Source organism: Nostoc sp. (assembly GCF_036917755.1).
Taxonomy (GTDB): Bacteria; Cyanobacteriota; Cyanobacteriia; order Cyanobacteriales; family Nostocaceae; genus Nostoc.
The window spans coordinates 45716-59893 of sequence record NZ_JBALFC010000039.1 but is presented as its reverse complement, the minus strand read 5'-3'; the positions used below and the strand labels follow the sequence as shown (position 1 = coordinate 59893).

Annotated in this window: 10 protein-coding genes and 1 pseudogene; 9 read left to right on the top strand and 2 right to left on the bottom strand. The window is 42.5% G+C overall.

Translation table 11 applies throughout. The features are described 5' to 3' along the window. Positions 1–816: 816 nt before the first annotated feature. Together V7L05_RS10445 and V7L05_RS10440 are read left to right on the top strand one after the other, a co-directional pair. Entirely contained in the window at positions 817–1023 is a 207-nt protein-coding gene (locus V7L05_RS10445; protein WP_335164089.1) for a hypothetical protein, read from the top strand. 43 nt (positions 1024–1066) lie between these two features. After that, a complete protein-coding gene (locus V7L05_RS10440; RefSeq protein ID WP_442937851.1) occupies positions 1067–1276 on the top strand; it encodes a hypothetical protein in 210 nt (69 codons plus the stop codon). A gap of 140 nt (positions 1277–1416) precedes the next feature. Here V7L05_RS10440 and V7L05_RS10435 read toward each other — a convergent pair whose 3' ends face one another. After that, positions 1417–2091: a Uma2 family endonuclease gene (locus tag V7L05_RS10435; protein WP_335164088.1), complete on the bottom strand. Its 675-nt coding sequence runs from the start codon at positions 2089–2091 to the stop codon at positions 1417–1419. A 399-nt stretch (positions 2092–2490) separates the two neighbouring features. Between V7L05_RS10435 and nrdJ the strand changes: the two genes are divergently transcribed. The 6 genes and pseudogenes from nrdJ to V7L05_RS10405 all read left to right on the top strand — a co-directional run bounded on the left by nrdJ (position 2491) and on the right by V7L05_RS10405 (position 12314). Continuing rightward, positions 2491–6867 (top strand): ribonucleoside-triphosphate reductase, adenosylcobalamin-dependent, encoded by a 4377-nt coding sequence (gene nrdJ, locus V7L05_RS10430; protein WP_335164087.1) that lies wholly within the window; start codon positions 2491–2493, stop codon positions 6865–6867. A gap of 309 nt (positions 6868–7176) precedes the next feature. Further along, positions 7177–7448: pseudogene (locus V7L05_RS10425) on the top strand (zinc ribbon domain-containing protein); the annotation flags it as partial. Positions 7449–7471: 23 nt separating this feature from the next. After that, a complete protein-coding gene (locus tag V7L05_RS10420) occupies positions 7472–8794 on the top strand; it encodes a sensor histidine kinase (protein ID WP_335164092.1) in 1323 nt (440 codons plus the stop codon). 32 nt (positions 8795–8826) lie between these two features. Further along, positions 8827–9495, top strand: coding sequence for a phosphate signaling complex protein PhoU (phoU, locus tag V7L05_RS10415; protein WP_335164086.1), 669 nt, complete (start codon positions 8827–8829; stop codon positions 9493–9495). Between the two features lie 420 nt (positions 9496–9915). Then, positions 9916–10542: a Crp/Fnr family transcriptional regulator gene (locus tag V7L05_RS10410; RefSeq protein ID WP_335164085.1), complete on the top strand. Its 627-nt coding sequence runs from the start codon at positions 9916–9918 to the stop codon at positions 10540–10542. 128 nt (positions 10543–10670) lie between these two features. Next, a complete protein-coding gene (locus V7L05_RS10405) occupies positions 10671–12314 on the top strand; it encodes an iron uptake porin (protein ID WP_335164084.1) in 1644 nt (547 codons plus the stop codon). Between the two features lie 357 nt (positions 12315–12671). On the opposite strand, the gene V7L05_RS10400 is transcribed toward V7L05_RS10405, so the two are convergent. Beyond that, positions 12672–13268: a glyoxalase-like domain protein gene (locus tag V7L05_RS10400; RefSeq protein ID WP_334951678.1), complete on the bottom strand. Its 597-nt coding sequence runs from the start codon at positions 13266–13268 to the stop codon at positions 12672–12674. Positions 13269–13464: 196 nt separating this feature from the next. Between V7L05_RS10400 and V7L05_RS10395 the strand changes: the two genes are divergently transcribed. Next, positions 13465–14094, top strand: coding sequence for a sigma-70 family RNA polymerase sigma factor (locus V7L05_RS10395; protein ID WP_335164083.1), 630 nt, complete (start codon positions 13465–13467; stop codon positions 14092–14094). Positions 14095–14178: the final 84 nt, after the last annotated feature.

Here is a 14178-nt window from a genome sequence, read left to right as displayed (position 1 = left end):
AATAACAAATGGGTTCGCCGAAATAACAAATGGGTTCGCCGAAATAACAAATGGGTTCGCCGAAATAACAAATGGGTTCGCCGAAATAACAAATGGGTTCGCCGAAATAACAAATGAGTTCGCCGAAATAACAAATGCGTAGGCGTAGCCAGCCGTAGGCATCGCCATGATTGCAAAAATTTAGCTTTGTCACGCCAGCGTAACGCACCCTTCGGGTTCAGCAGTCGCCTGCGGAGGGAAACCCTCCCGCAGCGCTGCTTCACCGCAAATCTTTGGTGGAGAAGTTTTTCCGACTTGTGTGTAAACCGTAGCTTAGAAAGGAGGGAAACAGGAATCTAGTCCCCTCCCCTTTCCAAGGGGAGGGTTAGGGTGGGGTAAAACTGACGCGAATGAGGAATTTTTGAGCTTCCCCTAATAGTTCTGCGAGGGGGTCGGCAAAAGCTGGAAATGCCTATTATCTCGTTGACCCCCTCGATGTCCTGCTGTCTAAGGGTTTCAGGGTTTTTGTGTGTATGTAATATGATTGAATTTGGCTTTCTACTCGTTTAACTTCAATTAGTGTTCTGTCGAGTTTCGCAGCACAATTTCTGATCTCCCTAGATTGGGTTAAGTAGAAGTGATAAAACAGGAGTCAGAATACAGAATTCAGAATACTCTACCCATAAAATGATAGAGTTTTAAGGCGAGAATATTTTAATTTTTTCCGCCCACCAGGGGCGAGGTTTTAACCAATATTCATCATCCACTCGTACAGAATTCAATTCTGAATTCTGACTCCTGAGTTCTAAATTCTTCTTATAAACTTAAATTTTAATAATGGTATACAATCAATTCACAATTACCAAAGTTAAGCGCACATTTGGAATATTGACACAAGAAAATATACAATTTTTTGCCGATATTCCTCCTGCTGAACCAGCTAAATATATTCAAGAATTTCTCAAAGAAAGTATTCCTTTAGCCGTAGCAATTAGAAACGCGCAAACTTTCTCGTGGGTGGACTGCTGTCAACTGGATAGGTGAGAGTTCTAGTTTAACAGGTACAGATGCGATCGCATTTCCGGGATTGGGTGCAGAAGATAGAAATCCTCAAAATCGCCAGTGGACAAAAGAAAAAGATGAGATAAAAACCTTTTATCACAGCCTCGCATGTGTTTTAGAAAATCGTCCCCAAGATGCAGAACCAGAAGGTAAATTTTTCGCACTCAATCAGAAATTAAGCATTCCCAAATTAGTAAAACGTTTAGTCACACTCCAGAAATTGCTCACAACTTAGATGGAGACAAGAAACAGATGATAATAAATTAGAGATGAAACTTCAAGAAATAGCTGATTCTCTGATTTGATTGCTGAGAGGATGTTTAAAAAGCGACATCTGCTTCCTTTGCAGAAGCAGCACTGGTTTCTTAGAGGAATTCAAACAGAATCAGGATCTACACCGAGCGATCGCAACCTTTCTGCTAATAATTGGGCGCGTTGTTGGGCTTGTTTTACCTGTTCTTCTGGTGTTAAAAGCCTTTCCCCTTGCTGATTATACCAATATAACCACTCGCGCGGAATGCCTAAATAAGTTCCCCGTTCCATACCAATTCCTAAACTAATCTCTGGTAGCCAAAGGGGATTTCCATCTTGTAATTGATAGAGATTATTAACCAACTTGTAAACTTCTAATCGGGCTTTGCGGCGACGAGTCGGGTTGTAGACTACATAATATAAAATCCCTAGCTTTGCATACTCTTGCTTCTTAGTCGAGTATTCACCGCGATATTTTTGAGATACCACTTCCAGCGCTAATATTGGGACTCTCCTCTCTTCCCAAAGCACATAACTGGGGCGGAGGTTTTCATCATAAAATCGCTCAACGCCCAGACTCAAAAACCCATCTGGTACTATCGCCGGTAAATCTGGGTGATAATAAATACCCATATCAACGCCAAAAAACCAATCCATCCGGTCTGCCCAAGCCATAGCCAATATAGCTTTGAGTAAACCGGGAATCAAATCTTGTAATTCATTATCCACAGGAGTATCGTCAGAGTCTGGCAGCTCCTCAGAAGAGGGCAAGCAAGCTAATGGATCGTACTCTAACATGATGAATTTACCGATTCTCTGAATAATTTGATCATAATGCGATCTCTAAGTTTTTCTGACCTCTCACGGAACCCCTGCCTTCTTAGGCTAGCGTGTACACACAAGGCCAAAGAAACCTCACCCTGGTTATGCTACGCAAAACCTGTCCCTCTCCTTGGTAAGGAGAGGGATGTTCGTTAGGACAGGGTGAGGTTTTTGGGTAATTCTCGGTGCTTATTAAGACTCAATATTGAGATTCTATCCAAGGGTGAGAGACATTATACATCATAAATTTTTGTTGCAAATATTACGGTCTATCCCTAGCGTAAAGTGGACAATTTGACAATCTTTAATACTAAAACTACTTGGCGTATAGTCATAATCTGTCCGCACGCAACAAGAACGCAAGACACCTAATATATGGTTCGAGAACTCGAAAGAAAACGCCAGAGTGCAAAGTTTCCCGAAACTGCACCGGCTGCTAATCCCGTATTTTTTAGAACCTATAGCCGCCGTACAAAGGCGGGACTAAGGGAAACATGGGATGAGGTGTGCGATCGCACTCTACTCAGCTTAATCAAGCTAGGGAAGCTAACTCAACAAGAAGCTGCCATACTCGATCAGATGCAGCGCAACTTGAAAGCTATGCCCAGTGGACGCTGGCTATGGGTTGGTGGTACAGACTGGATAAGCAAACCAAAGAACTTTTCCGGCGCTTATAATTGTACCTCTACCAATCTCGAAGACTGGAGTGCCTTCGGATTAATGATGGATTTGGCAATGATGGGCTGTGGCACCGGAGCCGTCCTAGAACCACAATTCATTAACAAGTTACCCCCCATCCGTAATCATCTGAATGTCACTGTACAAGGTGAAATTGGCAGCACTCCTCAACAAAATCGGCGTGAATATACTGAAACTCATATAGAAGGCAACAGCGTCACTATTCACGTTGGAGATAGCCGTGAAGGTTGGGTTGAATCATATCAAACCTTGTTGGAACTCTCCACTAATGAACAATTTTCAACAGAAGTTGAAGTAATAGTTGATATCAGCGATGTCCGCAAAGCCGGAGAAACTCTTAACGGCTTTGGAGGAGTTGCTAATCCGGTGAAATTACCCGGACTTTATCAGCGTTGCGCCTCCATCCTGAATAAAGCTGTAGGACGACAATTAAATTCAGTTGAATGCTGTTTGTTAATCGATCAAGGCGCTGTAACAATTGTTGCTGGGAATATCCGAAGAAGTGCGGGGATGCGTCAGTTTGATTCTGGCGATCGCCTAGCAGCCACCGCCAAAGATAACTTATGGCAGCAAGATGAAAATGGCAACTGGCGAATTGATCCAGAGCGCGATGCTCTAAGAATGGCAAACCATACCAGAGTTTTTCACCGCAAGCCGACCTTAGAAGAATGTATTGATGCCGTCCGCAAACAGTATTATAGTGGCGAGGGAGCAATTCAATGGGCTGGTGAAGCTGTAGCGCGATCGAACATTGATTTGCTACCAACACAAGCTCTGAAAGTTGAATTTTTGCAAGCTTATGAACAAGGAACAGCAAAACAGTGGTTACAGGAACACAATTCCAATCTTGATGCTAATGAGTTAGAACATCGTTTAGCTCGCTACGGTTTAAATCCATGCATTACTGCTGACACTTGGATTCACACTGAACAAGGTGCGCGACAAGTTAAAGACTTGATAGGCAGACAGTTGAGCGTATATGTCAATGGAGAATTATTCAGCACTACAACCGATGGCTTTTGGTTTACGGGAGTCAAGCCTGTATTTAAAGTTATCACTCAAGAGGGCTATGAATTACGTTTAACCGGAAATCATCAGCTACTCAAAGTGACTGCTCAAACACAGAAAAAGCAATACTCTGAGTGGGTAGAAACTCAAGATTTGATCCCTGGTGACTATATTTTGGTTCATAACCATCGTGGGGTTCAACCTTGGGATAGTTTTGGTACTTTTGATGAAGGCTGGTTGCTTGGCAATCTGATTGGTGATAGAAGCATTGCATCAACACAATGGGGTAAAACAGCCTATCTCCGATATTGGGAAGATACCCAAGACGAAATGGGAAAATATGCTGTTACCTTACTCAAAAATGCTGTTAATTTTCCCAGTTCCACAGAATCTGGATGCTACCATCAACAGCTAAAACATCGAGTTATCAGCTCATCAGGCTTGGCTCGATTGACAGCAGATTATGGTGTTACTTTAGAACACAAAATACCAACAGACAAAATTGAGCAAGCCAGCTATGAGTTTTATCGTGGTTTTTTGCGTGGCTTGTTCGATGCTGATGGAAGTGTACAAGATAATCAACAAAAAGGTGTTAGTGTCAGACTGGCACAAAGCAATCTTGAAACCTTGAACATTGTTCAAAGGATGCTGGCGCGGTTGGGCATTATTTCAACGATTTATCAAGAGCGTCGTACTGAAAGCTATCGTCATCTTCCTGATAGTAGTCGTGAACCAGCCTTATATTTTTGTAAGGCACAGCATGAGCTTGTTATCTCCAATGATAATATCTATTATTTCCACAAAATTGTGGGATTTCAGGAGCCTAAAAAAGCTGCACGCTTACAAGAATTATGCAGTGGATACAAACGAAAACTAAACCGTGAGCGTTTTTCCGTTAAAATCAAGGAAATTGTGCCAGATGGTTTAGAAGCAGTTTATGACTGTACTGTACCAGCAGTTTCTCGATTTGATGCTAATGGAATTGTTGCACACAATTGTGGCGAGATAATTGGCGCCAACTTCCATTGTGTGAGTGGTAATACCTTGCTCATCACTAGAGATGGAATGCATAAAATCAAAGATGTTATTGGAGATGAAATTGAGGTTTGGAATGGTCAAAAATGGAGTCAAGTAACACCATTTAAAACTGGTAGCGAGCGCCATCTGTATAGAGTCAAATTTGCAGATGGTACTTATTTAGATGCAACCGCATATCATCGCTTCTTTGTCAAAGATAGATTTGATCAAGAATACAAAGAAGTGCAAACTAAGGATTTGATGGACGTTAGTAGATATGCCATTCATACTGAGCCTTTTACTATTCAGTATGAAGATGGATTAAATATCGATCGAAGCTATGCCTATACTTTGGGGATAGCTGTAGGAGATGGAACTACAGACCAAAATGGTAATGCCAAAGTTAGACTCTATAAACAGAAAGCAGCTTTATCTGTAATCGGAAGTAAGTCTGGTGAAAGAAACTATGACTACTTACCGACTTTTAAAGATGTAACAGACTTAGGTTTTTCTGGAGAATTTTTAAAGAGTTTAAAAACAAATCCAGAGTCACTGAATGTAATTGCTAGTTGGAATCGCCAAGCCATTTTACACTTTATCGCTGGTTTAGCGGATACAGATGGCACAAATACACATAGCAATGGCATTAGGATTTACATCTCTGATTACGAACGTGCGTATCGAGTGCAGTTATTACTAACTAAATGCGGTATCCGTTCTTCTTTAAATCTTTTAGCTCATCAAGGGTCAGTAACTAATTATGGTGTTCGCAGTCAAGATTTGTACTACTTGCAAATCACTGACTGTAAACAAATTCCTTGCCAGCGTTTGGATGTGAGCAAAGGGTGTGATACCAAATACAAAGGTAAATGGCAAATAGTCAGAAGTGTGGAAGAATTGCCAGGTTTACACGATACTTATTGCTTCAATGAACCGGAATATCACAAAGGAGTGTTTGGTAATACTTTAACTGGCAATTGTAATTTGTCTGAGGTTCACCTTAATCAAATCGACCCACATAACTACAAAGAACAAGAGGAGGCTTTCACTGCTGGGGCGTTATCTGTAGCAGCACTTTTAAATCACAAATTCCTGGAACCACGCTATCAATACAGCCGTGAATTAGACCCGATTGTGGGAGTTTCTTTTACAGGTTTATTTGATTTCTTTGTCCATGCTTTTGGTGTTGATTGGCTGCGCTGGTGGGAAGCAGGAAGACCTGCGACTGCACAAGGATTAGCTTTCAAACGTCAGGAAGAAAAATATCTAAGTTCCTGGAGAGATATTGTACATCGGGTTGTTTGGGATTATTGCGATCGCCACAATCTCAAACGTCCAAATCGCTGTACCACAGTCCAACCCAGTGGCACCAAGGCTTTATTAACTAATGCTAGTTCAGGATGGCATCCCCCGAAAGCCCAAAGATTTATTCGCCGCATTACCTTCGGCAAAAATGACCCAGTAGCCTTAGCTTGTATTGACTATGGTTACAACGTCATTCCCTCTCAATCTGACAAAGATGAACAGGGCAATTTGCTCAACGATCCCTTTGATTCACGAGTAAGTGAATGGTTAGTAGAAATCCCTGTTTCTGTATCTTGGGCTGATTTACCAGGGGCTGATGAAATTGATGTTTCTAAGTTTTCAGTTTTAGCCCAATTTGATTTTGTCCTTCAGGTTCAACGTTGGTATGTGACTCACAACACATCAGCTACTTTGGAACTTCGCTCTGATGAAATCGAACCTTTGGGACAGCGTATCTACGAAACTATCCAGAATGATCAGGGATATATTTCAGCCGCTCTTTTAGCCCGTTTTGACGATCTGCAATCATTCCCACGTTTACCATTTGAACCAATAGACAAACCAACCTACGATCGCTTGAATCAAGAGGTGAAAGCACGGCGCAAAACAGATGATTTCTGTGCAGTCTTAAGCCGCTACGATTCCGGCGAAATGGCTGAGGCTGGCCCTAGTGGTTGTGACTCTGATAAGTGTATGTTTCCCGATCAGCAACCAAGCTCATAAGGCAAAATGACTATCAACTTCGGGTAGGGCTATTTATCTATAGCGCTTCTCCAGTTGAGTGCAATACAGACCTAACAAGAACAGCCCCAACCCTTGTAGCGTTGGGGAGTAAGATTTAAAGCCTCTCTCCTAAAAGGAGAGAGGTCAAAGTGTATTTTCCATTCGAGAACCGCTATATTACAATAAAAAGCAGTGGTTTAACATGACATTTAACGGTACGCTATTCATCTCCACCCTCAATGGACTCATACTCTTGGGGATGAATAGCGGGGGATGAGGATTACATCTGGAATTGATTTAAAACATAAGTCTAATTGCTTTTACCAAGTCAGTGAGATGCCGTTGGATGTCCGTGAATGGACTTGTCCACAATGCAATACTCATCATTGGCGGGATGGGAACGCGGCAGCGAATATTAGGGCAGAGGGCATCAGAATGATAAAGGCTCCTATGTTCAGCCGTCTCTGCTGTAGGAGGGGAGGTAAGTCCTAGTCTTGGGCGAAAGTCTATAGTAGTGGCACTCCCCCGTGATTACAGAAGCCCCTCCCTCAGCCTACTTGCTGGGTGGGGTAGTTCACTAGTCACCAAGAAACTAACAACTCAAATGCTCTTATTGGGATTTTTTCTGGGTTTAGCGGTAGGCATTGGGTTTTGGGTTTGGCAGCAGGTTCAACTTCACCGCTACCTGGGGCGCTTACTCCGGCCGTTAACCTCGCATCTTTACAAGATGCGACTGTTGCTGATTCCTGGGCTGCGGCAGGAAATAGCGCTGGTGAAACAGCAACGGCAAGATTTGCAGCAGTCCTTGCAAACTTACCAAGACCTGCTCGATTTTGCACCAGTGGGATATTTGCAGGTGGATGAGGAAAATCAACTGCTGTGGTGTAATCGACAGGCACAGGAAATTTTGTATCTGCAAAGGTGGCAACCAGAACAGGTGCGTTTGTTACTAGAATTGGTACGGTCTTACGAACTTGACCATTTAATTGAGCAAACTCGTGATTCGCAAAAACCACAGAAGGGAGAATGGGTATTTCATCCATCTTGTGAGGATGCGGCAGAGATGCCAACAATAAAATCTCTGGCTTTGCGGGCGTCTAGCTTGCCTTTACCCAATGGACAAGTGGGAGTCTTTTTAGAAAATCGTCAACCCCTATTAGATATAAATCAAGTACGCGATCGCTCTTTTTCTGATCTAGCACACGAACTCAGAACGCCCTTGACTTCGATTCGCTTAGTTGTGGAAACTTTACAAAACCGTTTGGAACCACCTTTAAATCGCTGGGTTAACCGCCTAATGCAAGAAGTTGACCGACTGATTAGCTTGGTGCAAAGCTGGTTAGAACTTACGCAAATGGAAGCAAACCCAAACATCCAATTGCAAGCCAAAACTGTAGAATTGCGATCGCTGATTGCATCTGTTTGGGAAACACTAGAACCCTTGGCAGGGCGCCAACATTTGTCTTTTTCTTATTCGGGCCCAGAAAATCTGTGGATTAAGGCAGATAAAGCCCGTATTTACCAGGTTTTTCTCAACTTGCTAGACAATAGCATTAAGTACAGTCCTCCTGGTACAAGCATTGAAGTCCAAGCAAAAATTCTATCAACGAATAATGGGAGCAATGCTGCTTCCCCAATTATCGAAATAAATCTTATTGATTCTGGAGTCGGGTTTTCTGAGGCAGATTTACCCCACGTTTTTGAGCGATTTTACCGAGGAGATAAAGCGCGATCGCATTCCCCCCAAGATAGTAACTCCATAGGCGCGATCGTTGGAAATGGGTTAGGTTTAGCGATCGTTGAGCAAATTCTGATCGCTCACGGTGGTTCAATCAAAGCTATGAACCATCCAGAAACTGGCGGTGCGTGGATGCAACTCCAATTTCGTGAAGTTATGGCAAACTCCCTAAGCCAAGACTATAGTTAATAATATCTTCACCTTTGAGACAACAAGTAAGTGTGAAAGCTATCGATTATAGTCCCAATCCTCAAAGACCCCAACTCGCACGCGCCATTAGGCGCTTAGAACGGGATGTATTATGCATGGGTGCTTTGGTAGAACAATCATTTCGCCTCACTCACCAAGCGTTATTTGCTCGTAACTTAACAGCAGCTGGGGAACTTCCCCGATTAGATAAAAAAATTGATCGCTTTTATAGACAAATAGAATCAGACTGTACGGCGATTATGACGCTGCAAGACCCTACGGCTCAAGATTTGCGCTGCTTGAGTGCCTTTATGCAGTTGGTGCGAGACTTAGAGCGCATTGGCGATTATGCTGAGGATTTAGCTGAGATTGCGATTAAAATTTTTCCTTATCCGCCTCATACGTCTTTGCCAGACATTGAAGCTATGTCCCTTCACGCACAGGCGATGCTAGCAACTAGCTTAAAGGCTTTGGGAGATTTCGATGAAGCCGGTGGACGCCGTTTAAAGCACCTAGATGATACCGTAGACGATGCTTACGATCGCGTTTATCAGACTTTAGCCCAACAACGGGATGTGCCTGGTGTCGTCGAGCCAATTATACTGCTAGCACTGGCAATTCGTTGCCTGGAACGCATGGCAGATCACGCCACTAATATCGGTCAAAGGGTAGCATATATTGTCACTGGTCAACGCTCTTAATTGACGTGCTGCCTAGATCCCCGACTTCTTTAAGAAGTCGGGGATCTAAATCCAGGTTAAGTAAGCGCCATTCCACCCTACTATCTTCTAATTATTTGCGCCTACATACATACTTACTTAGTCTTCAGAAAATACTAAATAATTAAAAATAAGTTAACTAAATATTTTACTAAAAGCTTACCTATTCTTAAACTTGCACAATTAAAGTAACGGATAAACAACTGAAAAATTCCACCCTATCTCACTGATAGATACCTCAAACCAGAAGTTGTTTCCATGAAAAGATTTTGAGTTAGTCTCTAGCTCTGATTGAGAACAATACACTTCAGAAACATAGGTAAAATTTGATACAAATTATTAGAGTTTCTTAATCATTGTAAATAGCGAGATTCCCTGATAATTATGTAGTTACGGTTAATCATGTATTCCACAAGTCCTACTTCAAACTCTTCTGACGTGTCAAATAGCTCTGCTTTAAGCGGACAATTACCCCAGCAGATATTTACCCGTAGGGAAGTAATTCCACTTCAAAATGACGTGCTTTGGCGTATTGATCGCGGTGCAGTTCGTACCTTAACGTGGAGTGAAGACGGAACATTCATCACTCTCGGTTATTGGGGACTGGGGGATCTGATTGGATATCCTTTGTCTAGAGTCAAGCCCTACCAGATTGAATGTCTCACAGGGGTGGAAGTAAGCATTGTGCCACATCATTTGTGGCATCAAAATATTAATGCTTTGTTGTCTCATATTCAACAAGCAGAGGATCTCCTAAGCATTGTGCATCGAAAACCAATTTCGCTACGCTTATCGCAGTTTTTAGTCTGGTTAAGTGAAAAATTTGGACGTGATGTAGATAAGGGCAAGCTAATTGATCTAAATGTTACCCATCAAGATATTGCTGAAGTGTTAAATACTACACGAGTAACAGTTACCCGGCTCCTACAACAGTTGGAGGAAGAAGGAACAGTTTTACGTCACAAACGCCGTATTATTTTGCCCTTACCAAATAAATTAATTAAAAATTATAGTTCAGCAGTATGCTAATTGACTTGTATTAATCATAGGATAAAGGTATAATCATTGCTGTGATTGTGTGTAGAATCCACGAAAGGGAAGTGTTCAAAGCATTTTATCAGGATTGGATTATTGTAGGTGTGAGTGAGAGTAAAAACATGACAAAACAATTCTGGAATCTTTTTAAGGTTAGTCCGGTTATTGTAGCTGCTGCATTTTTCGCTGCAAATAGTGCCTTAGCTGCTGAAGTCAACGAACAGGTAACAAATGTTGCCCAGTTATCTGAAGCTCAAGATTCTAACGACATGGGTCAGGTAACATCAGTTTCGCAATTTTCAGATGTGCAGCCTACAGATTGGGCATTCCAAGCTTTACAATCCCTAGTTGAGCGTTACGGCTGTATTGCAGGTTATCCCAACGGTACCTATCGCGGGAACCGTGCTATGACCCGTTATGAATTTGCCGCAGGTTTGAATGCCTGTTTAGACCGGGTTAACGAACTGATTGCTACAGCTACAGCCGATTTGGTCAGTAAACAAGACTTGGCTACTTTACAGCGCTTACAAGAAGAATATTCTGCGGAACTAGCAACCTTGCGCGGTCGTGTCGATGGACTAGAAGCCCGCACTTCGGAGTTGGAAGCTAATCAGTTCTCTACTACCACCAAGTTGGTTGGGGAAGCGGTTTTCGCCGTATCTGATGTTTTTGGTGGAAATAGAGCAGTTGCTGCTGGTAATTCAAATCAAAACTTAGATTCTAATACCACTTTTTCTGACCGCGTTCGTTTGAACTTGTTCAGCAGTTTTACTGGTAAAGACCAGTTGCAAATCCGTCTGAATGCTAACAACACCATTTCTAATGCTGCTGTGAGCGGTACTAACATGACCCGCTTGGCCTTTGACGGTAATAACAACAACTCTGTTGTGATCGATAAAATTAACTATGCTTTCAACTTTAGTGACGCAGTGCGCGTTAAAGTTGATGCTACTGGTGGTGAGTTATACGAAAACCTCAACACCTTTAACCCTGACTTTGCTAGCTCTGCTAGAGGTGCGCTCTCCCGTTATGGACGTTTCAGCCCCATATATCGCCAGGGTCAAGGTGGCGCTGGTTTAACTGTTACCTTCAATCCTAAAGGCCCAATCAGCTTGAGCGGTGCTTATTTAGCTAGGACTGCTAACGACCCTAGCCTTAATAATGGCCTGTTGGATGGTGATAACGCAATCTTTGGTCAGTTATCTTTCCAACCCAGCAAAGCTTTTAATATTGGTCTAACCTACGCCCGCACTTATCAAACTAATCTTGTTAACAATACTGTTAACAATAACCTTTTCCAAGGTACAGGTAGTACATTTGCCAACAATCCCTTTGGGAATAACAGTCGTACCGAATCCAACAACTACGGTGTAGAGGCTACCTTCCAACTTGGCTCTAAGTTGGCTATTAGTGGTTGGGGAGGTTATACAACTGCCGATGCTATAACTGGCGCTAATGCTGGTGCAGACGCAGATATTTGGTACTGGGCTGGTTCACTTGCTTTGAAAGACTTTGGTGGAGAAGGCAACGTCTTAGGTATTATCTTTGGTCAACCACCCAGAGTCACTGGTGGCAGCATAAAAACAGCCGCCGGCAATACTAACTTAGACGACAATACCTCTTATCACTTAGAGGGTCTTTACAAGTTCAAGCTTTCCGATAATATTCAAGTGACCCCTGGTTTGTTGGTAATCTTCAATCCAGAGAACAACAACAATAACGACACTGAATATGTAGGCACTCTACGTACTACCTTCACATTCTAAAATTGGTGATGAAATATACAGTAGAATTCAGAATTCAGAATTCAGAAGGAAAACAGGGTTTATACCTCGCTTTGGGACGAATCGTTGTGTACTTCACTTTCCTTGAAATCTGCTGTAAAACGCAGAATTAGATAAACAAAACCCCACTTAAAGGTGGGGTTTTGTTTAGATTTTTCAATCTAGGGGAACCAGTATCATATTTGCCGTAATATAGCGCTTTTCAGATAGTCAATGGTAGAGCGATGCCTACGGCGGCAAGCTACGCCTCACCTACTATATAAATAAATATTGGGTAGTGCGATGCCTACGGCGGCAAACTACGCACCACCCAACCTAAAATAATCTTAAATCTAACGACTAATTGGCTACTTCAGCCAGTTCAATAACGCGCCCTTCATAGTCCTTAACCAAAAAATTCAGGGGCTTCTGGTTACGAATCTTAAATTTCAAACCGCGCGTTTCGACTCGCATTAAAATCATTTCTAGGCAGTCGTGGTCAAAACAAACGTGGCGTTGCTGATTTTTGCTACCTAAACTCGCGCCAGTAATGATGTGTAGCTGGGTATTTTTCTTCAATTGATACCACAGCCCATCATTGGCATTATTCAGCATTTTATTAGATAAGCTCGGCCCTGTAGACATATATAGTGGATCAATGCCAGTTGCGCCGATAGTTTGTTCGTAGTTGTAGTAGTAGTGCAATGGCACCTCAGCTGCTGGCAAATCTAGCAGCCCTTCATACAACTGTCGGGCAATCTCCAAATCTGACACCATTACAGTGTGTACTTTTGGGGCACTGGTGAGGAACATCCACATGGCACCAGCGTAAGCTGCTAGTAGCATTACCATAATGCCTTGGGTGGAAAATAGGCTATCTAAGGGCAGGGAAGGCAGAAAGGAGCCTAATGTCAGGGGACTGAGCAGGAACGATATCACACTAACCGCTATAACCATGAACAAATAAGGATTCTATAAGTGAGCCGATTTTATGATTGTCGATTAAGACTAAAATTAAGTCCTTGTTTCTAGTTTATCAATACTCAAGTAGTCTGAGTCTGGGCTATAAACTGGGCAACACCAAGATATTATGCGATTAACTACGGGAGTTCAATTCCCAAAACTATTTTAACAATTATCAACTCAAAGGCTTATGCAAATTCCTCATTTTCGCGAAGCTAATCACCCCCTGGTGAAGTCGCTGTTTCATCACAGTGACGATGAACTACTGACTCTATTCCAGCGTTATCCAGATGCAGGAAAGTATTTTACGGTGATTTTTTGCCGCTATAGTCCCATAGTCTATACCTTAATTCGGCATTCGGCGCGATCGCCTGTGCAGGCAGATTATCTGTTTGCGCTCACCTGGCGGCATATTTACTACGAACTCGGTGGACTACATTTAACAGACTCTCAATCAGGTGAGCAAGCCTTAACCATGCAAAATTGGTTAATTAATATGACAGCTTTCTGTATTAACGAGATTAAACTACCACCCACAGAGGCAATTCATTATTCTCTGCAAGCGACTTCGCCCCCACTATGGTGCTATGTAGAACAAGCGTTAGACCAACTACCACCAGTTTTACGATTAATGGTGTTAATGGCTCAAACTTTCCACTGGAGCGAAACTAGAATCGCTGCCTATCTGCAAGCCGAAGGAGAAGCGATCGCTCCTACTGAAGTAGCCAATTCTCTCCAGGAAGGCTATCGTATGTTAGAGGATAAATTACCCACAGATATTCGCGCCATATACTTTGGGGAAGATTTAAGTCAATCTTAGCTTAAGTATAAACGCGTATATTGATTGTACTCAATTTAAAAACTTAAAACCTCTTCTTAGACCTTCTGCTTAAACCCGCAACTT